This is a genomic window from Bradyrhizobium tropiciagri (assembly GCF_001189845.1).
GTDB classification, from domain to species: domain Bacteria; phylum Pseudomonadota; class Alphaproteobacteria; order Rhizobiales; family Xanthobacteraceae; genus Bradyrhizobium; species Bradyrhizobium tropiciagri.
Window position 1 is genome coordinate 1 of record NZ_LFLZ01000051.1, and the last position, 26327, is coordinate 26327.

Genomic DNA, 26327 nt, shown 5'->3' on the forward strand with positions numbered 1-26327 from the left:
CGCCATGCAGCGTATCAGTCGCCCGGCACCGCCATAGAGCGAATCGTTGCCGTCACCGCCGTCGAGCGAGGTCGCGTGCGACGCATCGCTGCCCGAGTAGAGCACGTCCTTGCCGCTGCCGCCGTACTCGGCAACGGTGACCTTGCCGCCGACCAGCAGGTCGTTGCCTGTGCCGCCGTACATCGTGTCGGTACCGGCACCGCCATACAGCGAGTCGTTGCCGGTGCCGCCATCCAGGATCGTGCCGTGCGACGCATCCGAGTGCGAGTAGATCGCATCGTTGCCGCTGCCACCATATTCCGCAACAGTCCCGGCAGCGCCGATCAGCAGATCGTTGCCGGCACCGCCGTCCAGCGTGTCGGAGCCGACATCGGCAGGGTTAAACCCGGCACCGGCAACCAGCGTGTCGTCGCCCTCACCGCCATCGAGCAACGTCCCGAACGTCGCACCGGAGCCTGAATAGAGAATGTCGTTACCGCTGCCACCGTACTCCGCAGCAGTCCTGATGCCGCCCTTCAGCAGGTCGTCGCCGGCGCCGCCATCAAGCGTGTCGGCAACTCCGCTGGCACCACCCTCCAGCGTGTCGTTGCCGTCACCGCCCGACAGCATCGAGCCTTGATTCGCAAACAGATCCGCGTAGAGCACGTCGTTGCCGGCGCCGCCGTAGAGCTGGCAGCTGTATACGCCGGCAACGAGCGTGTCGTTGCCCGTGCCGCCGTCGAGGATCTCGTTGCCGTAACCCGCGCTCAACCAGTCGTCGCCGGCGCCGCCATACAGGCGATCATTGCCCCAGCCACCGAACAGCAGGTCGTTGCCGGCACCGCCGTCCAGCGTGTTGATTTGGTCCAGCCTGTCCGGCGAGCTGCCGGACAGCAGAGTATCGTTGCCGCTACCACCATGCAGGTCCGACCAGCTGCTGCCCCAAAGCCAGTCGTTGCCGGCGCCGCCGTAGATCTGGCTGTGACCCACGCCGCCGCCTTGCACCGTGTCGTTGCCGGCGCCGGCAAGAACCGTCGTGCCGCGGTTGTTGTTGATGGTGATATTGTCGTTGCCGTCGCTGGTCGCGACGACTACCGGAGCGGCGCCGTTCACGGTCAGCGTCACGTCGCTCTTGGTGGCTTCGATGATCGCCTTCAGCTTGGCGTCAAGCTTGATCGTATTGTTGGCGTTGGTTTCGATCAGAACATTGGCGTCGGGATCCGGGTTGCTGATCCCGGCCCCCTCCTGCACCGGGATCGTTGCGCCGTTATCCGGGCTGGTGTAACCGATCCCCGCGCTGATCAGATAGTCGAGAATCTGTTGCCGGCTTGCGTGATCGATCGTGGAGCTGATCGCGGCCTTGAGCTGCGTCTGGTTCAGGTTTTGCGTCACCATCGATGTAGCCCCTGCTTGGACGCGCTACACAATCGCTAGGCAAATACTCAAACTATCTCGATGGCTGGCAATTGGAGCAGGCCGCAACACTGCAAGATTATCAGACGCGATTTCAAAACACCACCTGTAATCGCAAAAAAGCGCCGCCTCAACCTGGATTGAGGCGGCGCCTTCGCTCAGTGAAGACTAGCAGTGAAGACCTGGGATCTTACAGCTTGGTCGAGTGACCATCGTTGAAGATCAGGTATTCGATGTTGCTGATCTGGGTCGTCTGGCCATTGCTGAAGTTGACGTCCAGAGAACCATCCTTGCCGGCAGTGATGCCGGTCACGTCGGTCGAAGAGTGATCCAGGAAGGTCAGGGAGTCCTTGTTGCCGGCGCCACCGTCAATGGTATCGCTGCTGTTGAGGTTGGACAGGTAGAAGTAATCCTGGCCAGAGCCACCAACCATCGAGGCCGTACCGGTAGCGGAGCCGACGAACGAGTCCTTGCCGTCGCCGCCAATGAGCGTCTGGTTGCCCGAGCCGGCGACCAGCGTGTCGTTGCCGGAGCCGCCATAGAGCGTGTCGTTGCCGGCACCGCCATAGAGCGAGTCGTTGCCGTCACCGCCGAACAGCTTCGTCGCATGCGACGCATCGCTGCCCGAGTAGAGCACGTCCTTGCCGGCGCCGCCGTACTCGGCAACAGTGCCGGTACCGCCGACCAGCAGGTCGTTGCCGGCGCCGCCATACAGCGTGTCCGCACCCGCACCGCCATACAGCGAGTCGTTGCCTGCACCGCCGTCGAGCCTCGAGCCGTGCGAGGCATCCGAGTTCGAGTAGAGCGCGTCGTTGCCGGTACCGCCACTGAGCAGGTTGTTGCCCGTACCGCCAACCAGCACGTCGTTGCCGCGACCGCCCTGCAGATCAGACGAGGTACCGCCGTAAAGCGTGTCGTTGCCGGAGCCGCCGAGCAGCGTGTCGGAGCCGGTGCCGACCAGCAGATCGTTGCCAGAGCCGCCATCCAGCGTGCTGTGACCGGAGGCATTGTCGATCAGCACGTCGTTGCCGGCGCCCCCGCTGAGCGAGTCGTGACCCGCGCCACCGAAGATCGTGTCATTGCCGGCGCCGGCGAGAACCGTCGTATCACCGGTGTTGTTGATGAAGATCTGATCGTTGCCATTGCCGGTCGCGACGAGCACCGGGGTGCTGCCGTTGACCGACAGCGTCACGTCGCTGTTGGTGGCCTCGATGATGGCCTTCAGGTTGGCGTCAGTGTTGACGGTGTTATTGGCGTTGGTTTCGATGAGAACATTGGCAGACGGATCCGGGTTGGAGATGCCCGCACCCACCTGCACCGGGACCGCCGTTCCGTCATCCGGATTGGTGTAGCCGATGCCCGAGTTGATCAGATAGTTGAAGATCTGTTGCTGGGTCGCGTGATCGATCGTGGAGTTGATCGCATGTTTGAGGTCAGTCTGGTCGAGATTGTAAGTCGCCATCGATGTAGCCCCTGCTTTGGGATACGAGGATCAAGCCGCTCGTCCGCACCTAAGCTGTTGAATCACAACTGGTTTGTTGCGACGCAGCTCAAATGTGGACATACGTTACGAACTTGTTAAGTCCATTGTTAAGACCGCAATGCCGGAGTGTCAATCAGCGATGTGCCATTAACGACTGGTTCCATCTGATTTATGTGAGACTTAGCACCACTTCGCACCTGCGCTAACATTCAGCGCAGGCAAATCCCAAATGTTAGCCGCGACGCAAAAAAGGGTAGTGATTATACGGGGTTTCATCGCCCCCCGGGATCGCGCAAAAGCCCAGAATTTCACTGATGTTGTGCGTGCTTCGAAGCGATTTTCTGCTCTGAAAAAATATTTCTGCGCCGCGTGAGAGCTTTTGCAAAAAAGCGTCAAACTTCACAACCGGCCAGCAGCCTGACCGGTGTTATGACTGGTTCCGGTTGCAAACCCAGGCTCCGGGCGAGCCAGAATCGGGGAATCGATCGCAGAATCGGGAGCAATCCGACCGCCTCGTCGAAGCTGGCGGCGTCGGAACAGGCGCCCGATATAACAAATTAACATCAGATTTGCCGCGACCCGTTAGGGGCGACGACCCAGAAATTGCGCAGGACGGCGCCCGATCCAGGCGGAGCAACCGCCTGCATCGCTCATCCAGCCGCGGCGCGCGCGTAGATGGCCTCGAGCAGCCGGAGATTCTCATCCGGCGCGTAGCGCGCGAGATAGACGGCCCGTGCGGCCTGCCCCCATGCCGCGGCGCGATCGCGGACGGCCAGAAGCTCAGCAATCCGGTTTCTCAGCGCGGCCGCGTCACCCGGCGGCGCCAGCGCGCCGGTCTTGCCGGCGCTCACCACCTCGGCAAGTCCGCCGATCTCGGATGCGATCACCGGCGTGCCCTGTGCGAAGGCCTCGACCACCACCATGGGAAAGCCCTCGTACCATAACGACGGCACGACCAATGCCTGGGCATTGGCCATTTCCCGAAGCACCTCCGCGCGCGATCGCGCGCCGAGGAAACTGACATGACCGGGCGCCCGGGCCTCGAGCGCGGCACGTTCCGGCCCCTCGCCCACGATCCGCAACGGCACATCGGTCCCCGCAACAGCGTCGAGCAGCACGCCGACGCCCTTCTCGGGGCTCAGCCGCCCGACATAGAGCAGCCCGGCGCGCGGCATGGCCGGATCAGGCGCCCCCGGATCGGCCATGAAATTCGGCTTCACGTCGATCCGGCCGGCGTCGAAGCCTGCCTGCGTGAACAGGGTGCGGGCAAACTGCGTCAGCGCGATCAGGCGCAGGCCGGGACGCGTCCAGGTGCCGCGGCGCTGATGCTGCGCGATCATGTAGGCCGAGGCCAGCGAACCCGGCAACGATCCGCGGTAGCAGCGATGGGCAACGCCCCAGAGATGGCCGTGGTCCAGGCACTTGTGCAGATGCGGCCGTCTCGCAGCAGCATGCCGCCGGTGCAGATGGTGCGATAATTGTGCAGCGTCACCACCGCGGGCACACGCTTGTGCCGGCAGACGTCGAACACGGCGGGCGAGAGCAGCGGGAAGAAATTGTGGACGTGCACGATGTCAGGGCGGAAGCGGTCGATTGCCTCCGCCATGGCCTGTTTTCCACGCGCATTGTCGGCGATCGATAGCGTCGTCGCGATCCGCGCGGCGAGCGAGTTGATCGCCTCGTTGCTGACCGTGAGCGCGTCAACGCTGTGTCCTGCGCTGCGCAACAGGTCGACTTCGGCTTCGAACACGACGTCCTCGCCGCCGCGTCCCTGATACCTGTTGTGCGCGACCAGGATCCTCATGACCGGCGCGCCGGATCGGGAAACCAGCGCAGCGCGGTTATCAGATCTTGGCCGGTGGCGAGCGTCCCGGTGCCGATCAGCGTGGTCGCCGGCACCTTGAGATCGAAGGACGGCGAATACCAACCGGCCGGCGTGACCTCGTCACCGCGATACGATGTCCAGCTGAGCGCCGCCGGCAGATCGAGCTCACCGCGCCCGCCTGGCCATGTGAGCTGCGCCGTGCGTCCGTCGAGCCTGCATTCGACCTCAGGACCGAGATGCCAGCTGAGGCTCGCCGGCACCGCAAGCCCTGCATCGGCAAGCACAATATCCCTGACGACGAGCCGCATCGCCTGACGCTGCAATCGCACCGAGCGGCGATGCACGAGACCGGCTTCGTCCTGATATCCCAAATGCTCCGCGACCCAGCTTGCGTCCGCATCACGATCATCCAGGCCGCTTGAGGCGACCAGCCGGCTCTGCGCATGCCGCGTCCAGAGAAACGGCCCGCCCGACACCGACTGGTCGCGCGCGAACAGGCAGAGCGTGTTGTGCGCCAGCGTGGAGCGGAAGTAGACGCGCCAGCGCGGATCGCCGTGGTAGCAATAGGTGCCGGGGTCGGCGAGGATCTCGACCCCGCCGATCCTGCATTCGAGCGACAGTGCATCGGCATGGGCATGCGCCGCAATGCGGCCGAAGCCATGCGGGCCGTGATCGCAGCGGCACCACACCGCCCTGTCGGCATCGACAAGGAATGTCTGGCCGGCTTCATCAAGCAAATACGGGCGGCGTTCGGGCCGCGCGGCGATTGCGCGCGCGTTGATGCCGTCAGTCAGGACAAAGCTGCGCAGATCGGGCTCCGGCAGTCCGGGCCACCATGGCAGAACGCCGAACAGACGCGCGCCGGTGGCGAGCAGCCCGAGCCAGCGATTGCCGGCGTGATCGTCGAGCAACAGGCCGATGCCGTCGTCGCCATCGCCCTGGCGCGGCGGGTGCGCGCCATCGTCCAGCATCGCGGCGATGACGTCGCTCATGCGGCACATCGTGGTCCAGACCGCATCGTCAAGCGGATGTCCGGACGACTCGCCCTGCACCGCCGCGGCGAGCAGCAGTTCGAGGACAAAGCCGTGATAATCGGTCGCAAGTTCGCCATTGCTGCCGCAGCCAAGCGTTTGCGCAACGGCTTCGTGTGCCAGCGTGCCGGCGGATTGCTCGCGCCATCGCGCGCTGTCCCGGAAGAACGGAAATACACAGGCCGCCACGAACTGCCCGGCAGCCTCCGCGATCACGTGATTGTTGGCGGAGGAGCCACGGCTCGGGAACTGCGACAGCCAGAATTGATGCGCGTAGAGTTGCGTCAGGAACAGGTCGTTGTCCTCGAACAACGCGGGGGCGCCAGGCCAGTTCTGCAGCAACTGGCGCACCCAGGCCCACGAGATCAGCCGTACGCCAAGCTCGATGCCGCTGATCCAGTGCGGGCCGCGGGGGAATGGATTTTCACGCCACCAGCTTGTGAGATGCTCGGCCACGCGCCTCGCGTAGCGCTCGTCCGAAGTCAGATAATACGCTGATGCCAGCACCGTGAGATGGTGGTGACGCGACGGCTCCCAGATGTATTTGATGTTTCCGACCGCAGCCTCGTCGCGATAGGGAACTGCAAACGCGCACACATCCGCAGGCGCCCGCTTGCCGCTGCGGATATCAACGAACCAGTCGGGCGTTTCGCCGAGCACTTCATGATCCCTGGCAAAGATCCGCCAGTGGCCGGCGAGAACCCGCTCCGCGCTCTGGATCAGGCACTCGGCGGCTTGCCGCGGCGCGCACGCCGGCGACGGCAACGGCTTCAGCCGCGGCTGCCTTGAGCCCGGCGCGAGCCTCGCGCCGGCATGTCGCGCGATGTCGGGCGGCGTGATGCGCCAGAGCAGGCGCAGCACCTGATCATTGACCCGTCCGGCAAGCTCGGACGGCTCCATGCGCCGCAGCCGGCGCAGATACCAGGCCGGATTCATCTCAACGCAGTCGACGCGCGCGCGACGCCCTGCTCTGTCGCGCCGGTCGTCAGATCGACCGGCATGCCGGCGGCCGCGCTCTCCTGCACCGCGAGCGTCGCACGGGTGGTCGCAAGCAGCGAATCCAGCGCGATCGGCATCGCGGCCCCCGATGCCACCGCCGTCACGAAGGCATCCAGCATCGGCCGCTGCCCCTTGTCGAGCCGCGCCGTCTTCGCCGTGCGTTGTCCGGCGTGCCAGACCTCGAAGCCCGAGAAATTGTCGAAGGCGGCAAAGCCGGAGCCTGCCGAGATTTCGACCGCTTCCTTCGGCACACGCGGATCGCCGCCGGTGAGATAGCTGAGGCTCGCGACCGAACCATCGGCAAAATCGAAGGTGGCGACGAGATTATCGACGTCCTTGCCCGCCGCACTTGCAGAGACGCGCACCGGCCCGGCGCCGACCCACCATGACAACACGTCGATGAAATGCCCGCCCTCGCCGACGAAGCGGCTGCCTTCGCTCTCGGCCTGCAGATACCAGGATGATTTCTCCAGCGGGCCGGCGATGACGCGATATTGCAGCGTCTGCGGCCCGGCGGGTGCGAACGCCGCGCGCATGCCCTGCAGCAGCGGCGAGAAGCGGCGGTTGAAACCGACCATCAGCCGGTCGTTGCCGGTCTCGCGGATCACCTGCTCCAATTGATCGAGCGCATCGGTGTCGATCGCCAGCGGCTTTTCGACGAACACCGCCTTGCCGGCACGCAACGCTTGCGCCGCGAGGCTGGCATGCGAGGCGTGACGCGTCGCGATCAGCACGGCATCGATATCGTCGGCCTCGAGCACCGAGGCCGCATCGGTCGAGGCGCGCGCGAAGCCGAATTTGCGCACCGCGGTGGCGCCGCTGAGGCCGGTGTTGGTGGCGACTTCGACGAGATCGACGCGCGCGTGATTGGCAAGCTGCGGCAACAACATGCTGGAGGCATAATTGCCCGCGCCGATGACGCCGAGCCGCACCCGGCCGCTGCGCAGGGCAACGGCCGGACGATAAATCATCTGCATCGCGCGGGGCGCAGCGTCCGGATAGGCGAACACCATGCCGAGGCCGACCTCGCCCCGGCTCATGCGCTCGAACGCCGATGTCGCCTGCTCCAGCGGCACGGCTTCGGAAATCAGCGACGAAAAGTCGAGCCGCCCGTCGGCGAGCAGCGCGACGATCGCCTCCATGTTGCGCTTCTCGGTCCAGCGAACATGGCCGATCGGATAATCGATCCCGCCCTCCTCGTAGAGCGGATCGTAGCGGCCGGGGCCGTAGGAGCGCGAAAAGCGGACGTCGAGCTCCTTGTCGTAGAATTCGTTCCACGGCAGGTTCAGCGTGCATTTGCCGATATCGACGATGCGGCCGCGGTCGCGCAGCAATGCTGCCGAACGCGAGGCGAGATCGGGATCGTCGCTGCCTGCGGTGATGAACACACAGTCGACGCCGCTACCCGCGGTCAACTGATCGATCCGCGCGCGAAACTCTGCCGCGGCATCGTCAGATGCCACAGCGCAAACCGCAGCGCCCGCAGCCTCGGCCTGACGACAGCGCGCCTCCAGCCTGTCGAGCCCTGTGACCACGACGCCGGCGCTGCGCAGCAGACGCACCATGATCTGCCCGATCAGGCCGAGGCCGATCACGCAGGCGGTCTCACCGAAGCCGATTTCCGACTGGCGCATCGCCTGCAGTGCGATCGAAGCGATCGTGGCGAATGCGGCCTGGTCGAGCGCGGCACCATCCGGCAGCGGCACGCAGAGGTTCACCGGCACCCAATTATATTCAGCATGGGTTGCATATTGATTGCCGCCGCAGCACACGCGCTGTCCGACCGAGAAGCCAGCGACGCCCTCGCCCACCTCCACGACGGTGCCCGACAACGAGTAGCCGAGCGGCGTATAGGAATCGAGGCGGTTCATCACCTTCTGATAGGTCGCAACCAGTCCCTGCTGGCGGACCGAGCGCATCACCTTGGCCACCTGGTCGGGTCGCGCGCGCGCCTTGCCGAGCAGCGACAGACGGCCTTCGGTGAACTTCATCATCTCGGTGCCGGTCGAAACCGCCGAGAACGCCGTGCGCACCAGGACCCCGCCGGGGCGGCAGCGCGGCGCCGGCACGTCGATCAGCTTGAGCTCGCCGCTCTTATAGTTCTGCGCGATCTGCTTCACAGTCGGTCAATCGCCTCACGTTAACAGCGCCCTTGTATCGCGCCCGCCGCCCGCAATGAACCCGGGAATATCATCAAAGTTACTTCATGACGCGCGGATTAACATCGTTATCATTCCAGCAGCAGAACCGGTTTGGGCGAGATTTCGACCTCGCCATTGGCGACGGCTCCCTCGCCACCGTCGAGGCCCTGGTAACGGCTGAAACGCGGGTCGACCCGATAGGAGGACCGCCCCTTGGTGGTCCAGAGGATCAAGCCGTTGCGGCCATCCGGCATGCGAAGCTCGACGCGCCAGATCAACGGCGATGTTCTGCCTGCGGCCACGACGCTGGCGCCGACCAACCATTTCTGCACCGTGCGGTAGGCCACTCCGCTCGGGAGCAGCCCGTGCACCGGGTCCCATAATTTGCCGAAGTCGCTGCCGCCGCCGGCGAACTCATACCAGTAGAACCGATCGACGCCGCTGAACCATTTCAGGATGTAGGCGCGCGCCAGGCACCCGTCCGGATTGTCTTCATAAGACGACCAGCCGGCCTCGGTGTCCCAGATCGGCCGCGCGGACAGACCGTGCGCGGCAAGGATCTGCTTGAAGCGCGCGATAATTCCGAGCACGGCTTCGGGTTCGCTCGTGTAGCCATGGAAGGCGAACACATCGGCATATTGTCCGCCGCCTTGCGCCATGAAGGCCTTTTGCCAGCGATAGCCGTCGGGCGTGCCGTTGGACGGCGGCGTCAGCACGGTCAGGCTGGGATCGCTGGCCTTGATGATCTGATAGGCCCGCTTCTGCATCTGGACCATGGTCGCAATGTCGCCCGAGTAATATTTGGGATCCTCGGGCTCGTTCCAGATTTCCCAGTATTTGATGCGGCCGGCGGAACGGGCGACGGCGGCGCGCACCCATTCATCCCATGACGCGAGATCGGCAGGCGGCGAGCTTGCGCCGGGCGTGAACGCCGGCGGCGCATCTTTCACCGACGCGGCCCATCGCGGCGTGTAGGCGAGATTGAGAACGATCTCGACGTGCTCGCGCTCCGCCGCGGCAAGGATGGCGTCGAAGCGCGCCCAATTGTAGATGCCCGGCGCCGGATTGATCTGCGCCCAGTAGATCGCACCCCACAGTCGGACGCCGTCGAATTTGAGCTCGGGCCATGGTTGCGACTGTCCGATCGCGTTGATCGTCATGCCGAAAAGTGAAGGCGGGATCACGGCATTCACGCGGCTCACATTGAGCGCATCGTTTGCGGCCGCGCCACTCCATTGCAGCGGCCATTTATGGGCAACCGGCAGCGCCGTGCTCAAAACCAGTGCAATCAACGCCCTTTGACCCCAATCCCTCACTCTGCCTGCCATGTCCCTGTCTCGTCGCCGTCACATCGGTGCCGGGATTGCATAATGGAAGCCGCGTATGTTAATGCCGATGTTAGTCGGATTGTGATGCTGTTAGGTCAATGGTATAGATCATCGCAGATGTCGAGAGCTGAACCATCACCGCGGCGGATCCTGATCATCGTCGAGAACCTTCCGGTTCCTTTCGATCGCAGGGTGTCGTGCGAGGCAACGTCGCTGCGCAAGGCGGGCTATAAAGTTTCGGTGATCTGTCCGAAGGGCCGCGGTCATGACGAAGCTTACGAATGCCTCGAGGGCATTCACATCTACCGTCATCCGATGCCGGTGGAGGCGCGCGGGATTGCCGCCTATCTGATCGAATATCCGGTCGCGCTGTTCTGGGAGACGCTGCTCGCGATCAAGGTGGCGTGGAAGCACGGCTTCGACGTGATCCAGGGCTGCAATCCGCCCGATTTGATCTTCCTGATCGGCCTGTTGTTCAAGCTCGGCGGCAAGCGCTTCGTGTTCGATCATCACGACGTCAATCCCGAGCTCTATGAGGCAAAATTCGGCCGCAGGGATTTTTTCTGGCATCTGCTGCGGCTGGTCGAATATCTCACCTTCAAGACCGCGAGCATCTCGATCGCGACCAACGAATCCTATCGCGAGATCGCGATCACGCGCGGCGGCATGCCGGCCAATCGCGTCTTCGTGGTGCGCTCCGGCCCCAATCTCGACCGCGTGCGTTCTCGCCCGGCCGATCCGGTCTGGCGCCGCGGCCGGCGCTACAGCGTCGGCTATGTCGGCGTGATCGGTCAGTCGGAAGGCATCGATCTGCTGCTGCAGTCGATCGGCCACATCGTGCACGACCTCGGACGCACCGACATCCAGTTCAACATCGCCGGCACCGGTCCGGAGTGGAATGCGGTGGTCAAGCTCTGCGAAGAGATGCGGCTCTCCGACTACGTGAACTTCACCGGCGCGATCGCCGACGATGCGCTGTTCACGATGCTCTCGACCGCTGACGTCTGCGTCAATCCGGACCGCGTCACCCCGATGAACGACATCTCCACCATGAACAAGATCATGGAATACATGGCGCTCGGACGGCCGATCGTTCAGTTCGACGTCCGCGAAGGCCGTCGCTCGGCGCTCGATGCCTCGCTCTATGCAGCGAAGAACGACCCGCAGGATTTCGCCAGCAAGATCATCACGCTGATCGATGATCCCTCGCTGCGCCAGTCGATGGGTAGCTTTGGCCGCAGCCGCGTCGAGCGCGCATTGTCCTGGACGCATGAGGAGCCGAAGCTGCTCGCCGCCTATGAGGCGTTGTTCGCCGGGAAAATCCCATGGCAGAGCCGCGCGCCGCGCACGGGCCCGGCCGGCGAGCGACCCGCGTCACAAGCCTCCGGTGTCAACGCCAATGCGGCCGCCGGGCGAGCCTCGCGTTGAATGCCCTGCCGCCTCACTCGCGTCAAACACGACGCGGCCACGGCCGCGCGCAAGTCCCTGCGTTGTTGCAAGTCCCTGCGTTATTGAAGGTCGAAGCATGAACGTCAGCATTTTCGGCCTTGGCTATGTCGGGACGGTCTGCGCCGCCTGCTTCACCGAGCTCGGTCACCAGATCATCGGCGTCGACAAGAGCGTCGCGAAGGTCGATCTGATCCGCGAAGGCAGATCGCCGGTGATCGAGCCCGGCATCTCGGACAAGGTGGCGCGCGCCGTCGCAACCGGTCAATTGACCGCGACCACCGACGCCACCGAGGCGATCGTCAACAGCGACATATCGATGGTCTGCGTCGGCACGCCGTCATCCTGCAATGGCAACCTCGATCTGACCGCCATCCGGCAGGTCGCGATCGAGATCGGCCGCGGTTTGCGCGCGAAGAACGCGCCGCACACCGTGACGATCCGCTCCACCGTGCTGCCCGGCACCACCCGCGGCACCGTCGGGCCGCTGATCGAGGAAGCCTCCGGCAACAAGATCGGGCGCGATTTCGATCTTGCCTTCAATCCCGAGTTCCTGCGCGAAGGCAGCGCGATCGCAGATTTCAACGCGCCGTCCAAGACCGTGGTCGGCGCCTTCAACCAGGAAACCGCCGACCGCGTCATGGCGCTCTACAAGGACCTGCCTGGCGCCAAGATCACGCCGCCGGTCGAGACTGCGGAACTCGCCAAATATGTCGACAACAGCTGGCATGCGCTGAAGGTCAGCTTCGCCAATGAGATCGGCGCGATCGCAAAGACCCTCGGCATCGACGGCCGCGACGTCATGAACATCTTCCTGCAGGACACGCGGCTCAACATCTCGCCGGCTTACTTGCGGCCGGGTTTTGCGTTCGGCGGCTCCTGCCTGCCCAAGGACGTCAAGGCGTTGAAGCATCTGGCGCACAGCCGCGGACTGTCGACCCCGGTGCTCGAAAGCATCCTGCCGAGCAACGACATGATCATGTCGCGCGGCGCCGACTGGATCCTGTCGCATGAGGGCCGCCGAATCGCCTTCCTCGGCATCAGCTTCAAGGCCGGCACCGACGATGTGCGCGACAGCCCGTTCGTCGAGCTGGTCAAGAGCCTGCGCGGGGAGCAGCGCGAGATCCGGATCTACGACCCCAATGTGCAGCTGTCGCAGCTGATCGGCGCCAACCGGGACTTCATGATGCGCAATCCGGACCTGGTCGGCCTGCTGCATGACGATGTGGCGGAGACGATCGAATGGGCCGACATCATCGTGCTGACGACGGCCGATCCGCGCTTCGTCGCGGCGCTGAAGGCCAGCCGCCCCGACCAGACCGTGCTCGAACTGTCGGACATCGGACTGCCCGATGAGGTCAGCGCCCGAGTGAGCGGCTTCCACTGGTAGGGAACATCATGGCCACCATGGCCCGCGACCGTCCCGAAATCCGCTTTCACGACGAGATTTCGTCGGGATGGGAGACGCTGCATCGGAGCCGCACCTTCAGGGCGCGCACCGCCGCGATGTTCGATCTGCTCGGAAAGGTGGACCTCGACGGGCAGCGCTGGCTGGATGCAGGTTGCGGCACCGGAACGCTCTCCCGCCTGCTCGCCGCACGCGGCTGCGATGTTACCGGCGTCGACGCCTCGCCGGAGATGATCGCGGCGGCGCGCGGCCGCCCCGCCGACGGCACGCCGGCCGAACGGCTCACATTCCGGCAGATCCCGACCATCGCAAACCTGCCGTTTGCGGATCGATCCTTCGACGGCGTGCTCTGCGCGAGCGTGCTGGAATATGTCCCCAGCGTGGCGCAGTGCCTCGCCCAGATCCATCGCGTACTCAGGCCCGGCGGACTGCTGCTGGTCTCGGTCCCAAATCGCGGATCGCTGCTGCGCCAGAGCTACAAGCTCGCGCATGCGGCCTCCTCGCGCGTGTCGGCGCGGCCGCTGTTCCGCTACCTCGCCTTCTCCAAATTCGAGGCCTCGCCGGCCGCGATGCAGGGCCTGCTGCGGCAGCATGGTCTCACGATGCTGGCGACCGGGTTTGCCGGCTCCCCGCTCCCGCCAGCGCTCGATCGCCGGCCGACGGTAGGCACGCTGATCAATATCCTGGCCCGACGCGACGGCTGATGCGGCGGGCAGACGCCGGCCTCAAGCCTTGATCGCCATCAGCGACTTGGTCATGCCGAGATATCGTTCACGATAGATCTTCGCGTCCGGAAACGTTTCCGTCATCTCGCGCCAGTCGAACAGATGCCAGTCGGGCGCGGTCCGCTTGAACCAGAAGCGGTTGAACAATTCGATCAGCGCGATCTGCAGCCGCCTCGGCAACAGCACGATGAAACCCGGCAGCCAGGTATGGCTCTCGATCGGAAAGTACCGGTATGGCGTCTGCACGTAGAAGGATTTTGCAACTCGCGAAATCTCGCCGGCAAAGCGGTTCTGGTGTTCGCGCGCGACATTCAGAAAGTCCGCGTCGCTCGCGATCGTCACGACGTCCTGCTTCGGCCCGGTGACATGCTCGATCACCGACGAGCAGAAGCAGAAATCGAACGCCTGGTCGTCGAACGGCAGGCGCTCGGTCTCCTTCAGCAGCACGGTCTTGAAGCCGAAGCGCTCGTGCGCGGCCTTCAGATCCTCAGCAGAGATATCGCAGACCGTGATGTCGGTGTGAAACGGCAGGATTGCGCGAATGTGCCGGCCGGTGCCGCCGCCGAGATCGAGAATCCTCGCATTGAGCGGCGGGTTCACGGTGCGGACGAGGAACTCGCCGCGCCGCAGGCGTGCCGCACTGGAAAATCGGGCTTGAATGGCGCCCAGCAATGTCAGTCTCCTGCTACTTGACGGCCTCGAAGAAGATCGACTCGTCCGGCCGGTTGTCGAGCCGGTCGATATCGGGACAAACGCCCTCGCGATACGCCCTTGTGTGGGTCTGCGAACACCCCGCGTCTCGGAACAGCGTTGCGAGCGAGGCGCGGGTATAACCCCAATGATGCGCGAAGGCGGCCTCGCTGCGGTGCTCGATCTCGAACACGCCCTTGAGAAAGGCCTGCGGCGCAGAGGGATCATAGAGCGCGACGATCCGTTCCATGTCCGGGACAACAATGCGGCACACCCCGCCCGGCGCCAGCACCCGGGCGATCTCGCGCGCCAGCCGCTCGATCTCGTCGGGAAACAGATGCTCGAAGACATGCGCGCTGAACACCGCCGAGACGCTGCCATCGGCAAACGGCAGCGGCTTGGTCAGGTCCATGTAGCGGAGCCCGGCAAACTTGCCCTGGCAGTGCTCGGCATAACGGGCGTCGCTCAAGAGGCCTGCCAGATGCAGCGCTTTGGCCGCGAACGGCAGCCGCGCGATCCACAGATGCATCGTGATGTCGGTGTTGATCCAGCCCTCGATGCCGCAGTTGAAGGCGCCGATATGCAGCTTCGAAAGCGCGCGGCCGGCTGTGTCGTCGGTCATGCCTGCTCCCGCGCCTGATTGGTCAGCACGACCGTGATCACCGACGCCCCGCTCGAGGCCACCATCGCCGCAACCGCGCCCATCACCAGCCACGCTTGTGCCGCGAACGGCAGCACGCAGCACAGCGCGACGAGGCCGGCCAGGCGGCTCAGCATGAACCGCTGCGGCTTCCCGGTCGCAAACAGCGGCAGCGCAAGGCCGAGCCACACCGCGTCGAGCCCCATCGCGAGGCCCATCAAGGCGAGGCTGCCGGTGCCGATTTCGTAGGTTTGGCCGTGGATGACAAGCGCAAGAATACGCTGGCCGAACAGCACGACCATCGCGCTATAGGCGGCGGCGATCGATCCGAGCAGCAGGGCATTTTCGCGCGCCGCGGCGGCGACCGCGCGGCGCCTGCCGGCGCGCAGTTCGGCTGCGATCTCCGGCAGGCGGACCGAGAACATCGTCGCGCAGAACTGGCTCAGCGGCGCGAACACCAGCAGCAGGATCCGCAGTGACGCGCTCGCGTCCAGCCCGATCAGGAGGCCGCAGACCGGGATCAGCCCGATGCTGCCGATCCAATAAGTGAGCGAGGTCGCGACGAACCAGCGGCCGTTCCTGAACAGCCGCCGCAACGAGCCGCGGAAGATTCTGGCGTGCGGCCGGGCCAGCTCACCGGTGTGGACCAGGAGCAGGCTCGCGGCCACCGCCGCCGAGATCGCGATGCAGGCCATCGCCGCCGCGGCGCCGGTCAGCTTGAGCGTGATCATCAGCCCGGCCGAGGCGACGAGCACCACGCAATAGGTCAGCGACGACACGACCGCGCGCGGCAATCGCCCGTCGAGATAGCAGATGCGGCGGAACATGCTCTGCAAACGAACGGCGGGGATCGCGAGCCCGGTTGCGATCACGAGCCCACCCGCGTTGCCGCCGATCGCGACGATCACCGAACCTGCAATCACCAGCAGCAGGCCAAGCGCAGCGGAAACGCCGAGCGACGACAGATAGAGGCCGAACCGCAGTTGCGGCCACAGCGATTTCGGAATGCGATGCGCGGTCGCCGGCAAGCCGTCGTCGAACAGGCCGCGCAGGAACACCGCCTCGATCAGGATCGAGAACGACCAGGCGATACTGAATTGGCCGAACGAACTGATATCGAGCACGTTGGCGAGCACGATCGTCAGCACGAAGGCGGAGCCGCTGAGCAGCGCCTGGTCGATCAGCCCGAGCGCGACATTGCCCCCGGCGCGGCGCAGCCGGCGGAGTGCTCCGCCAACGGCGCCGGCGACCCGGGTCTGGGCCGCCATTCGGTCGAGCCTTTCGGTCAACGCACTCACGCCTCACTCACACGCAGCCTGGTGAACGCCCGCCGCGGCGCCACTTGCAGCCGGGCCTCCGGGCCGAAATAGCACCAGAACACCAACACACAGCCGAAATAATTGTGCAGCAGCTGGCTCGAATCGTTGGCCGACGCGATCACGACAAACAGCAGCATCGCAAACGGCGCGAGCCAATACATCCCTTTCCGCTCGAACGTGAAGACGATGGTGTTCCACAACGCGCGCGCCAACAGCAGGATATAGAGCGCACCACCGAGCAGGCCGAACTGGAGAAACGCGTCGAGATAGGAATTCTCGAATGAGCCGAACTCGGTATTCCAGGGCGCCATGCTGGTCAGCTCGTTCGCCGGCGAGTTCGGCAATTCGTTGAAGAACCCGGAAAAGCCGTAGCCGAGCCAGGGGTGTTGCCAGAAGAAGTAGGGCCAGACCGACCAGAGGAACGAGCGGCCGGTCAGGTTTCCGCTGCGGCCGACCAGCCCGTACAACTCGTCGCTCGGCACGGCGAACACGACAAGCACAACAAAAGCGAGGCAAAGCCAGTAGATCGAGGCCGCGCCTCTGTGCCCAAGCACCACCAGCAGCAGCCCGAAGGTCACGGCGAGCGCCGTCAGCATGCTGATCAGCGGTCCGGCGGCGCCGGCCGCAGCGAGCGCAAAGAGATGACATCCCATCAGCAACAGCGACCAGCCGAACTGCTTGCGCGGCCCTGCCAGCATGCGCACGAAACAGATCAGCACCATCAGGCCGAAGAAAGCGCCTGCGAGGTTCTTGTGGCCGAACACGCCGGCATAGGCCTGGGTCCCGAGCACCGTCGGCCGATGCAGCGGATCGTAATCCCATTGCGAGCCGATCACCGGAAACAGCAGGACGTGCACGATCAGCACCACGATCCCGATCCGGAACAAGGTGTCGACGAGACGGTCGACGGGACAGCTGACCACGACCCATGCCGAGAACATCGTGGTGAGCAGATACATCGCGAACTTGACCGACGCGCCCGCGGGGTCGGCGCTCAGCGCCAGCGACACCAGCGCAAAGGCCATGAATGTGAGATAGAGATGCGATTGCAGCATCAGCAGGCCGAAGCGTTTCCGATCGACCGCGATGTGCAGCATCAAGAGGATGTAAAGCAACAGCCACGCAGCGCGGAACAGCGTGGATTCGCCGGCCCGTTCCGCGAACGAGATGCCTTCGATGAAATTGAACAGGAAATAGATGCAGCCGAGCACCATCACCAGATAGGCGTGCAGAAAGACGTCGGTTCGAAACCACCATCGGCCGATCATTGAACGGCCTCCTGCCGGGCCGGCGCCCTCGCGAGATGATCGACCGCAGCCATGAAGCGTGCCGCGGCGTCGGCAAGCGCATCGCGTCGCACGCTCTGCCGGGCCCGCTGCGACATCGCCTCCCAGCGCGCGGGATGCTCGAGCAGGCCGCGCGCCGCGTCGACCCACGCCTGCTCATCAAGCGCGCAGACATGGCCGTTCACATGGTCGCGCACCAACTCGCCGCCCGCTCCGACATGCGGCGACACCAGGCACGGAACCCCGCATTGCAAGGCTTCGTTGCACACCAATCCCCACGGTTCCAGCAACGAGGGCAGCAGCAACAGCTGGGATTGAAGAAAGACTTCCGATATCGCATGCCACGGCACATAGCTGTCGTAGCTGACATCGATGCCGGCGCCATCGAGCCGCGCCAGCATCCGCGCCTCGGCGGCGCCGGACCCGACCACGCGAACCCTGAGCCTAGGCAAGACCCGGCCGAGCGCGATGGTGACGTTCTCGAAGAAGACCGCGTTCTTGGCGTCATCGTTGATGCGGGCGCACCAGAGCAGATGAAATGGACGGTCGTGGAAGCCCGGCACGGTCTCGGGCGGATCCCATGCCGGCACCAGCGGCACCACGAACAGATCGTCGTCGCCGACGCCCTGGCCACGGAAATACGCCCTGCCCTTGTCGCTGCAGCACACGACCGCCTCGCACTGGCGCAGCAGCCATGGCCGCGCCAGGCGATGATACGCCGTGTTGGGCATCGTCTCGCGCCAGCCGTCGATCGTCAGCGCGAGCGCCTTGCCGTTGGCGCGCGCCCACGCCGCGCCCGTTAGCATCGAGGGATAAAGCCCGTTGACGAACAGCAGGTCGGGCGCAAGCGCGTTCAAGGCGCGCCCGATCCCGATGTTGAGATGGGTGTGACGCGACCGCGAGAGCGCGATCGAGACTCCGGGCACCGTGCGCGTCGTGTAACGCGGCGTGAATGTTCCGGCCCAGGAACGATCGGCCTCCTGCGCAGTGCAGGACAGCACCGCGAGATCCAGTCCACGATCGACCAGCTCGTTGTAGAGCCGGTTGGTGTAGGGGGTGATCATGTTGTTGAAGACGACCACGCGCGGCGCCATGGCCTAACCGCCCCGTGGCGGCGTCAGCGCCTCGCTGCGCCGGCAGAGCGCCCCGCAATGATAGGTCGCAAGCCGGGTGGCGAACGCCGGGCTGACCGCCAGCAGCGACTTCCGCACAATGCTCTTTGCAAGCCCCTTCATCCGCGATGAATGAAATGCGTGCACCGGCAGGCTGTGGTCATAGGTGCCGAAGCCGGTGACATGGAGTCCGACGGTCTCCAGCACCAGGCGGAATGTGTCGGGCGTGTAGAAATTGATATGGCCGATGTCGAGCGTCGATTGCAGCGCCCGGCGGCTGGTCCGCGCGTGCAGTTCGCACGGCACTTCGATGTAGATGAAAGTCCGCGCAACGCGGGCAAGCTCGTGCAGCAATGCGCGCGGTTCGGGCACGTGCTCCAGCACGTGGCTGGCATAGACGAGGTCGAACGATCCGTCAGCGAACGGGATCGTTGCACCGTCATAGCTCGACCAGCGGAACGGCACCGCTGCGGCGCCGTCGATCTCCAGGTTGGTCGCGGGATCGATGACGTCGATGCCGGTGAAGTCGCGGCCGATGCCGATCGCGGACAGCCGCGCCAGCACCGCGCCGGTGCCGCAGCCGACCTCGAGCACATTGCCGACGCCGGCCGCGGACGCACCGAGCAGGCCGGCGATATGATCGGCCTTGTCGACTGCACAGACGCGGCGCCAGTCGCGCTCCTGCGCCGAGTAGACGCCTTCATAATGCGCGTTGTGCTGTCCGACGCTGAATTCCATCGTCATGGTCTGGCCCTCGCCTCCGGCGGCATTCGGGCAAGCTCGTCGAGGCGGTCGTTCGATTTGCGCTCCAGATTGCGCCGCTCGGCCGGCGAGCGGCGGTCGAGGTCGTATCCGATGTCGGCCATGGTCTTGGTCAGGATGTCGACGTTCCGTTGCGGGACCGCTGCAAGGCCGGCGAGCAGCCTGTCCCGGTGCGCCCAGCCCGGTCCCTTCAGCAGATCGATCGCCTCGGTGTACAGTTCGGTCTTCACGAGGCGCGCGAACTCGGCAACCACCGCGTCCGACAGGTCGGGCGGCAGCGCATCGAGCATGGCGAGCGCCATGGCGCTGCGCTTGACGACGATCCAGCCCTCATTGGGTCCGAGCCGATACGACATTCGCAGCAGGTCGAAATTGGCATCGCTCAAGCCCTGCCTTGTGTTGCGAAGCCAGAACAGCACGACCCAGAGATAGGGATCGGCCGGTGCGCAGCCCAGCGATTTGCGGACCGCCGCGTCGAGCTCCCCCATCCTTGCGTCCACCTGATCGCCGGATGCGAGTGCGTTCTCGGCGAGGCGCAGCCGGATCACCGCCGCGCTGCGATCGATTGCCGGGACGCAATCCTTTTCCGCCTCGGCGCGCGACAGCAACGGCACGAGGTCACCGAGCTCGGCGTCGCTGACCGGTACGTTGCGGAGGATCAGGTCCCTGGCGCCATCCAGCCGGGTCTGCTCGACAAAGACCGGCAAGGTGACCGAGCCCCAGGCGACCGACCAGCACGCGACCGCGGCCAGGAAGCCGCGCGCAAGCCAAGCGGCGGCGCGCCGCGGCATCTCGCCTCGCGTCTCACTCGGTGTAGCCATATCGTCCATAGTGCGAGTTGTAATAGTAATTCTTGCCGCCGTAGCCGCTGTAGCGGCTCATCGCGGCAATATCGGCCTTGTTGAGCACGACGCCGAGCAGGTTCTCGTTGACCGCCCGCGCACTGCGCAGCGCGCGCTCGACCACCTGCACCTGGGTCTTGCCCCACTCCACGATGAAGACGAAGGAATCGACGAAGTGCGCGGTGATGCGGACATCGACCACCGGCGTCAGCGGCGGGAAATCGACGATGACGTAATCATAGTGGCCGCGGACCCCATCGATGAAATCCTTCATCTGGTCGGAGGCCAGCACCTCGTGCGAATGCGCGATGCGCGACCGGGTGGCACCCGGCAGGAAGGCAAGGCCGGTCTCCGGATCGCGCCACAGTGTGTCGTGCAAGGTCGCATTGTTCGACAGCACATCGAGAATGCCGCGCTCGGCGTTGGCGGCGACCTTGCGGCTGAGCGAAGGATTGCGCAGGTCGCAATCGACCAGCAGCACGCGCGCCCCGCTCTGGGCGACCAGTTGCGCGAACACGAAGGCCAGCGTCGATTTGCCCTCGTTGGGCAGCGCCGAGGTCAGGCCAAGGATCTTCGACGGCTTGGTAACATTGAGGTCGGCGTTGACCTTGATCGAGCGGATCGCTTCCGAGAAGCGCGAGAACGGCGCATCGATCGCCGCCCACAGCACCGGCTCGTCGCCGCGCCGGATCGTGCGCGGCCCCACCGGCAAGTTGGGACGCCCAGCCACCGGTGCCTTGAGCTGGCTTGGCGAGACGCGGGGAACGATGGCGACGCAATCGGCGTCGAGGATGGTCTCGACCATTTCAGCGGTGCGGAACACCCGGTCATAGAGGTCGCGCAACACGCCAAGCCCGAGCCCGGCGATCAGGCCGCCGAGCGCCGAGAGCGCCAGCACGACCAGGGTCTGCGGATGGCTCTTGCCGAGGGGGCGCGAGGCACGGGTAATCACCCGCGCCTCGCTGACCGGGAACGACTGTTGCTGCACATTCTCCATGTAGCGCTGCAGGAAATTGTCGTAGAGCGAACGATAGGTCTGTGCCGAGCTCTCGAGCTCACGCAGCGTGACCTGCGCCTGGTTGGTGGACTGCGACTGCGACACCGAATCGTTCACGGCGCGCTCGATCTCGTTCTGGCGCTGCAGCGCGATCGCATAGTCGCTCTTGTAGCTCTCGGCGAGCCGCTTCAATTCGTCGATGATCGACGACTGGATCTCGCGCATCTGGTTGCGCAGATTGACGGCGGCCAGGTGATTGTAGCCATAGCGCGACGACCAGTCGGCCTCGCGGTTGGCGAGTTCGAGATATTGCGAGCGCAGCTTGGTGATGACCTGGTTGTTCAGCGTATCGGCAACCGTGGCATCGGGGACGCCGCCCTTCACGACAGCCTCGATGCGGTCGAGCTTGGCCTTGGCGTCGGTGACCTGCGACTTCACATGGACCAGCTGCGTGTTGAGCTCGCCGAGCTGCTGTTCGTTGAGCAGCTTGCCGCTGGACGTGACGATGTTGTTGCTCTTCTTGTAGTCGAGCACCGCGCGCTCGGCATTGGATGCCTGCGTGCGCAGCTCCTGGATGCGGTCCTGCAGCCAGACGCTGGCGCGACGCGTTGCCTGATATTTGGAGTCGAGCTGGTCGACGATATAGGCGTCGGCGACGGCGTTGGCGATCTGCGCCGCGCGCTCCGGATCGAGCGAGCGGAAGCTGACCTCGATCACATAGGTCATGCCGCGGCGGCGGACGTCGAGCTGCTTCTGGAAGGCGCGCACCGCACGCCGGGTCCGGTCGAATTCGTTGGGCGGCGCGCTGCCGGCAAACAGGCCGGACACGAAATCCAGCACCGCTCCCGCCGCACCGGCCCTGGAGCCGATGAATTCCGGATCCTCGTTGAGCTTGAGATCGCGGATCACCGCGAGCGCCACGTTCTCCGACTTGAGGATTTCGACCTGGCTCTCGACCGCGGAGGAATCCACCGGGACGTCATTTGCCGGCGATTGCTGCTGGAAGGCCTGGAATTTGCGCGTGTCGATGATCATCGTGGCAAGCGCGGTATAGCTCGGCGCCGCCGTCATCAGATAGCAGATGCCGCCGAACAGGCACAGGCCAGCCGTCCCGAGGATCACCCAGTACTGCCGGAGCAGATAGGTGACGAAAGCGTCGAAGGTTTCCGCCAGCGACGGCAGTTCGGCCGGACGATTTCTCAGATCGACAGACGGCGGAATCTGGTTGCGCTGAAGCATTTCGTCCTATCGCCGCGCCGGCAGGCTGGTGCCTGCCCGCGCGCCCTCCAATGGCATCGGGTAGCGTCCCGCCGCCGACATCGAAGTGCATTGCTGCAGAGAGTTCTCCATTGGCGACCGGAAGCCCGCTCAGGGAGTCACGGTTGAAATCAGCGCGGTGCCGGTGCCCGTGGTCGTCCCCGTCGTCGTGTTGCCCGAACTGCTGACCGACGAGGTGAAGCTGAAAATGCCGGTGTTCACGCTGTTGCCGCCGATCGCCTCGAGCGCGCCGCCGCCGGCGCCGGTGACGCCGATCGCGCTGGTCTGGCCGCCGGATGCGCCGGCGCTGCCCGCGCCGCCGGCACCGGTCGCGGCGGTGCCGCTATCACCTGACGCTGCGGCAAACGCCATCACGGTGTCGAGATCCTTGGTGTCGGCGATCGCCTGCTGGATGCGCGTCGCATAGGGCTGGTTGCTGCGCACCACGATCCGCGCCGCCTGGGCGAGACCGGCGGCGATCGCCGTCTTCTGGTCCTTGCTCGCCTTGGCGAGCAACGCGATGAGCGGACCGAGCGATGTCGGATCGTTGAGGGCGAAGTCGCGCGCCCGCGAGGTCAATTCCACGCCCGCGTTCGGAAATTGGGCCAGCAACTGCTCCGGATTGGCCTTGAAATTCGTGACCGCCTGCGAGAGCTGGATCAGCCCGCCCTGCGTTTGCGCCACCGCGGCGCCAATGGGCGCCGCCAGCGCCAACAAGACCACCATCGCCAGGGCGGAAAAACCGCCGGATCGCTCAAATGTGAACACTGCTATCTCCCTAACGAATACTAACAGTTCGTTAGCATAGTCGGAGTTATCGCGCCAATTAAAACCCCTGCCCGGCCGCGCGCCCGGGCTCGCCGGCGAAATCAACGTTAACTGGCTAACCCGATGTAACATCGGCGTCATCGTCGCCGCGACCGCTGCCGGCGGCTCCGCCGGAGCGGAACGATTGTGACAGGCCCGCCCCAAGCAGGGCCGCGATAACAACGGCGTAGCCGGTGATCTGGAGCGAGAAATCGATCATCGAATGCAGCGCGCCGGCAGCCGACGCGCAGAGCGCCACCAGCGGCACGATCACGTCGCGGCGGCGGGTCCGCACGCCATGCGCGAGCACGCCGAAGGCTGCGAGCAGCTCGATCATGACTGCGCCGGCCATTAACACTCCTCCGTCGGACGCCAGTTCGAGCCAGCTGTTGTGCGCCCGGTTCCAGGTCCCGCGCAGCGAGATGTCGTCGGTGCGATAGGCCGGATAGACCCATTCAAAGGACCCGAAACCATCGCCCAGCCAGGGATGATCCCAGATCATCCGCAACGTCGCGCGATAGGTCGAGAACCGCCCCTCATCCGACAGGCCGATCGTGCTGAAGCGCGCGCCGACGCCGCCGCCGAGCAGTTGAAACAGCGCCAGCGCGATCAGGCTGCCGACGCCGAGGGCCATGATCAGGCCGTAGCGGCGCGGCACCCGGTTGCGAAAGAAGATCGCGGCCGCTGCGACCGCGGCGAGCAGCGATATCCCGACGCCGCCGCGCGATCCGGTCAGGAACATCGCGACGAGGCAAGCGAGCCAGCCGAGCGCATGACCGGCGAGCCAGCGCCGTGCCGGCCTATCGAGGCGCGTGAGCAAGCGTGACAAGCTGGCCCGGCGCGACGGCCAATGCCGTTCGATCAGCTCGCAGCCGAACAGCAGCCAGATCAGCGCGCAGCAGCCGTAATAGATGCCCGCTGTGTTGCGGTTGACGAAGGGAGACGTCAGCCACTCCAGCTGCGCCTGCTTCTCGTGAAGCAAATAGATCCGGGCGGGATCGATCGCGAAGGTGACGATACCGGTGACCGCGTAGACCAAGCCGGCCACCGCCACCGTGCGCAACAACCCGCGCGCCAAGGTGCGGTTGGCGCCGAGCATGACGCCGATGGCAAAGCTCAGCAGGCAGACGATCCCGACACCGGCGGAGTAGAACGGCAGATTGGTTGCGATCGACACCGCCGGCGGAAGGTCTGCGGGCAGCAATTTGCCGGCCTGCGCCCACAGCGCATTCGGCGCCACACCGAGCCAGGGCCGCTGTGCCGATTGCTCGTGCAGCACCAGCATGGCGAGCGCCGTCAGCAGCGCCGTCACCGCGAGAATTGCGAGCTGGCTGCCGCGCAACCGCATCGGCAGCACGCCGAGCAGCGCGATGCCGAGCAGGACCGACCAGATCGCGGACGCGACGCCGCCGACCGAGCCGAGCGGCAGCGGCGCCAAGGCGATGACGGCGCAGAACAGCCACGACGACCATCGCACCGGCCACGGCAACGCCGTCGCCCCGCTTGAGCCGGTAGGTAATCGTAAGCGTGTCATGAAGCCGGACGGGCCGGCTCACGCCCCAATATCAGGGCGCAAGCTTGATCGAATTACGAAGTAATGTTGCGTTGTAGGCAGCCACGATCGGATCGTTCACCGTTGCGGTCACGAGGCGGATCTGCTGCATGAGCTTGGCATCCTCGACGGATGCCGCGTTCGACGCATAAAGCACGTCCTTGTTGCGCAACTGGAAACGCGTGGCCAGGAAATAGCCGGCCGGATCGCGGAAATTGATGTTGTAGACGACCGGGATGATCGGCCCTGCATATTTGCTGACGTCGATGCCGAGCTTGGCCGCCACTTCCGGCAACTCGCCGCGATAGACGAACACCGAGGCCGGATCGGCCGAGGAATCGTTCAGGCCCCCCGCCTTCGCGACCGCTTCGGCGAGCGAGATGCGCCAGGCCTCGAAATTGAACTGACCCTGCGCGCCCGACGCACCGAAGGCGACGAAGGTCTGCGGCTCGCGGTAGACATAGATGGTATCGCCCGGATGCGCGTAGATATTGCTCTTGGGCTCATAGACCAGCTGGCCGAATGGCACGGTCGTGCGCTTGCCGTCACGCTCCAGCATCACCCATGTGTCAAAACCCTGCCCCTTCGGGCCGCCGGCGCGCGTGATCGAGTCGAGCACGCGCTCGCCCGCGGCGTTGGCAGGGAAACGGTTCGGCGAATTGACTTCGCCGAGCACGGAGATCAGCGAGGTGCGCTGCTCGATCAGGGCGACCACGGCCTGCGGCTCGATCGCGCGGTTCTTCAGCGCATCGACGATCGAGCGCTGCACCTCGGTCGGCGTACGGTTCTTGGCACGGATCGCGCCGGCATAGGGCACCGAGATGTTGCCGTCGGTATCGACATTCTGGTTCGGCAGCGTGATGTAGTTGCCGGGGCGCACGCCGGCCTCGACCGGAATGAACAGACCGCCGGCAGCGGCCTCGAAGATCGTGACGCTGACGACGTCGCCGATGCCGAAATGGATGTCCTTGGGCGGCGGACCCTGAATGCCTCCGGCGAGTTGCGGCGCGAATGACGCCAGCACGTTCTCGACCTGCGGCGTGATCTTGACCATCGCATAGGGCAGGCTTTCCGGATCCCTCTGCCCGGCGACGACATCGGAACTGGTCGGACCGTTGGTCGGCATGTAGTGGCAACCGCTGACCGAAACGGCGGCCGCAAGCAATATCATTATCCGAATGAAATTCGCACGCCACATTGAAATACTCCGGCCGTGCCGTAACACGCCGACTATCACAATCACAAGGTTCCGCGATATAGTGCGGTACAATTGATAAATAATGTT

Annotated in this window: 21 protein-coding genes; 3 read left to right on the top strand and 18 right to left on the bottom strand. The window is 64.9% G+C overall.

Features of this window, described 5'->3' with window-relative positions; translation table 11 throughout:
* The 7 genes from AKN84_RS30965 to AKN84_RS30990 all read right to left on the bottom strand — a co-directional run.
* The coding region (locus AKN84_RS30965; RefSeq protein ID WP_050424281.1) for a calcium-binding protein at positions 1-1374 on the bottom strand (1374 nt) is incomplete at its 3' end.
* A 208-nt stretch (positions 1375-1582) separates the two neighbouring features.
* Positions 1583-2854, bottom strand: a complete 1272-nt coding sequence (locus tag AKN84_RS30970; RefSeq protein ID WP_050424282.1) for a calcium-binding protein — start codon at positions 2852-2854, stop codon at positions 1583-1585.
* 671 nt (positions 2855-3525) lie between these two features.
* A complete protein-coding gene (locus tag AKN84_RS49415; RefSeq protein ID WP_244485597.1) occupies positions 3526-4215 on the bottom strand; it encodes a glycosyltransferase in 690 nt (229 codons plus the stop codon).
* Entirely contained in the window at positions 4212-4679 is a 468-nt protein-coding gene (locus AKN84_RS49420) for a glycosyltransferase (RefSeq protein ID WP_244485599.1), read from the bottom strand. Before AKN84_RS49420 ends, AKN84_RS49415 begins: the two co-directional genes overlap by 4 nt.
* Complete coding sequence (locus AKN84_RS30980) at positions 4676-6667, bottom strand: heparinase II/III family protein (protein WP_050424283.1); 1992 nt, start codon at positions 6665-6667, stop codon at positions 4676-4678. Before AKN84_RS30980 ends, AKN84_RS49420 begins: the two co-directional genes overlap by 4 nt.
* A complete protein-coding gene (locus tag AKN84_RS30985) occupies positions 6664-8850 on the bottom strand; it encodes a bi-domain-containing oxidoreductase (RefSeq protein ID WP_050424284.1) in 2187 nt (728 codons plus the stop codon). Before AKN84_RS30985 ends, AKN84_RS30980 begins: the two co-directional genes overlap by 4 nt.
* Before the next feature lie 110 nt (positions 8851-8960).
* The gene (locus AKN84_RS30990) at positions 8961-10199 is read right to left on the bottom strand and encodes a glycosyl hydrolase (protein WP_244485601.1); all 1239 of its coding nucleotides are present in this window, start codon (positions 10197-10199) and stop codon (positions 8961-8963) included.
* A 117-nt stretch (positions 10200-10316) separates the two neighbouring features.
* Between AKN84_RS30990 and AKN84_RS30995 the strand changes: the two genes are divergently transcribed.
* The 3 genes from AKN84_RS30995 to AKN84_RS31005 all read left to right on the top strand — a co-directional run bounded on the left by AKN84_RS30995 (position 10317) and on the right by AKN84_RS31005 (position 13757).
* Positions 10317-11627 (top strand): glycosyltransferase family 4 protein, encoded by a 1311-nt coding sequence (locus tag AKN84_RS30995; RefSeq protein ID WP_050424286.1) that lies wholly within the window; start codon positions 10317-10319, stop codon positions 11625-11627.
* A 97-nt stretch (positions 11628-11724) separates the two neighbouring features.
* A complete protein-coding gene (locus tag AKN84_RS31000) occupies positions 11725-13035 on the top strand; it encodes a nucleotide sugar dehydrogenase (protein WP_050424287.1) in 1311 nt (436 codons plus the stop codon).
* Positions 13036-13043: 8 nt separating this feature from the next.
* A complete protein-coding gene (locus AKN84_RS31005; RefSeq protein ID WP_050424288.1) occupies positions 13044-13757 on the top strand; it encodes a class I SAM-dependent methyltransferase in 714 nt (237 codons plus the stop codon).
* A gap of 21 nt (positions 13758-13778) precedes the next feature.
* Here AKN84_RS31005 and AKN84_RS31010 read toward each other — a convergent pair whose 3' ends face one another.
* The 11 genes from AKN84_RS31010 to AKN84_RS31060 form a co-directional block, all read right to left on the bottom strand.
* Positions 13779-14450, bottom strand: coding sequence for a class I SAM-dependent methyltransferase (locus AKN84_RS31010; RefSeq protein WP_050424289.1), 672 nt, complete (start codon positions 14448-14450; stop codon positions 13779-13781).
* 13 nt (positions 14451-14463) lie between these two features.
* Positions 14464-15090: a class I SAM-dependent methyltransferase gene (locus tag AKN84_RS31015; protein ID WP_050424290.1), complete on the bottom strand. Its 627-nt coding sequence runs from the start codon at positions 15088-15090 to the stop codon at positions 14464-14466.
* Positions 15087-16406 carry a lipopolysaccharide biosynthesis protein gene (locus AKN84_RS31020; RefSeq protein WP_050424291.1) on the bottom strand — a complete coding sequence of 440 codons (1320 nt, stop codon included), beginning with the start codon at positions 16404-16406 and terminating at the stop codon, positions 15087-15089. The genes AKN84_RS31015 and AKN84_RS31020 overlap by 4 nt, the downstream gene beginning before the upstream one ends.
* The gene (locus AKN84_RS31025; protein WP_050424292.1) at positions 16403-17695 is read right to left on the bottom strand and encodes an O-antigen ligase family protein; all 1293 of its coding nucleotides are present in this window, start codon (positions 17693-17695) and stop codon (positions 16403-16405) included. The genes AKN84_RS31020 and AKN84_RS31025 overlap by 4 nt, the downstream gene beginning before the upstream one ends.
* The gene (locus tag AKN84_RS31030) at positions 17692-18807 is read right to left on the bottom strand and encodes a glycosyltransferase family 4 protein (RefSeq protein ID WP_050424293.1); all 1116 of its coding nucleotides are present in this window, start codon (positions 18805-18807) and stop codon (positions 17692-17694) included. The genes AKN84_RS31025 and AKN84_RS31030 overlap by 4 nt, the downstream gene beginning before the upstream one ends.
* 3 nt (positions 18808-18810) lie before the next feature.
* Positions 18811-19569 (bottom strand): class I SAM-dependent methyltransferase, encoded by a 759-nt coding sequence (locus AKN84_RS31035; protein WP_050424294.1) that lies wholly within the window; start codon positions 19567-19569, stop codon positions 18811-18813.
* Positions 19566-20408: a hypothetical protein gene (locus tag AKN84_RS31040; RefSeq protein ID WP_244485603.1), complete on the bottom strand. Its 843-nt coding sequence runs from the start codon at positions 20406-20408 to the stop codon at positions 19566-19568. The genes AKN84_RS31035 and AKN84_RS31040 overlap by 4 nt, the downstream gene beginning before the upstream one ends.
* Positions 20392-22665 carry a polysaccharide biosynthesis tyrosine autokinase gene (locus AKN84_RS31045; RefSeq protein WP_050424296.1) on the bottom strand — a complete coding sequence of 758 codons (2274 nt, stop codon included), beginning with the start codon at positions 22663-22665 and terminating at the stop codon, positions 20392-20394. The genes AKN84_RS31040 and AKN84_RS31045 overlap by 17 nt, the downstream gene beginning before the upstream one ends.
* Positions 22666-22794: 129 nt before the next feature.
* The gene (locus AKN84_RS31050; protein WP_244485605.1) at positions 22795-23451 is read right to left on the bottom strand and encodes a hypothetical protein; all 657 of its coding nucleotides are present in this window, start codon (positions 23449-23451) and stop codon (positions 22795-22797) included.
* Between the two features lie 115 nt (positions 23452-23566).
* Complete coding sequence (locus AKN84_RS31055) at positions 23567-24979, bottom strand: O-antigen ligase family protein (RefSeq protein ID WP_244485607.1); 1413 nt, start codon at positions 24977-24979, stop codon at positions 23567-23569.
* Positions 24980-25055: 76 nt separating this feature from the next.
* On the bottom strand, positions 25056-26213 hold the full coding sequence (locus AKN84_RS31060) for a polysaccharide biosynthesis/export family protein (RefSeq protein ID WP_050424298.1): 1158 nt from the start codon (positions 26211-26213) through the stop codon (positions 25056-25058).
* Positions 26214-26327: the final 114 nt, after the last annotated feature.

Bases quoted from the DNA above. Each gene is read 5' to 3' on its own strand.
- AKN84_RS30970 (WP_050424282.1), bottom strand. From the start codon at position 2,854: ATGGCGACTTACAATCTCGACCAGACTGACCTCAAACATGCGATCAAC.
- AKN84_RS49415 (WP_244485597.1), bottom strand. From the start codon at position 4,215: ATGATCGCGCAGCATCAGCGCCGCGGCACCTGGACGCGTCCCGGCCTG.
- AKN84_RS49420 (WP_244485599.1), bottom strand. From the start codon at position 4,679: ATGAGGATCCTGGTCGCGCACAACAGGTATCAGGGACGCGGCGGCGAG.
- AKN84_RS30980 (WP_050424283.1), bottom strand. From the start codon at position 6,667: ATGAATCCGGCCTGGTATCTGCGCCGGCTGCGGCGCATGGAGCCGTCC.
- AKN84_RS30990 (WP_244485601.1), bottom strand. From the start codon at position 10,199: ATGGCAGGCAGAGTGAGGGATTGGGGTCAAAGGGCGTTGATTGCACTG.
- AKN84_RS30995 (WP_050424286.1), top strand. From the start codon at position 10,317: ATGTCGAGAGCTGAACCATCACCGCGGCGGATCCTGATCATCGTCGAG.
- AKN84_RS31000 (WP_050424287.1), top strand. From the start codon at position 11,725: ATGAACGTCAGCATTTTCGGCCTTGGCTATGTCGGGACGGTCTGCGCC.
- AKN84_RS31005 (WP_050424288.1), top strand. From the start codon at position 13,044: ATGGCCACCATGGCCCGCGACCGTCCCGAAATCCGCTTTCACGACGAG.
- AKN84_RS31015 (WP_050424290.1), bottom strand. From the start codon at position 15,090: ATGACCGACGACACAGCCGGCCGCGCGCTTTCGAAGCTGCATATCGGC.
- AKN84_RS31025 (WP_050424292.1), bottom strand. From the start codon at position 17,695: ATGATCGGCCGATGGTGGTTTCGAACCGACGTCTTTCTGCACGCCTAT.
- AKN84_RS31030 (WP_050424293.1), bottom strand. From the start codon at position 18,807: ATGGCGCCGCGCGTGGTCGTCTTCAACAACATGATCACCCCCTACACC.
- AKN84_RS31035 (WP_050424294.1), bottom strand. From the start codon at position 19,569: ATGACGATGGAATTCAGCGTCGGACAGCACAACGCGCATTATGAAGGC.
- AKN84_RS31040 (WP_244485603.1), bottom strand. From the start codon at position 20,408: ATGGCTACACCGAGTGAGACGCGAGGCGAGATGCCGCGGCGCGCCGCC.
- AKN84_RS31045 (WP_050424296.1), bottom strand. From the start codon at position 22,665: ATGCTTCAGCGCAACCAGATTCCGCCGTCTGTCGATCTGAGAAATCGT.
- AKN84_RS31060 (WP_050424298.1), bottom strand. From the start codon at position 26,213: ATGATATTGCTTGCGGCCGCCGTTTCGGTCAGCGGTTGCCACTACATG.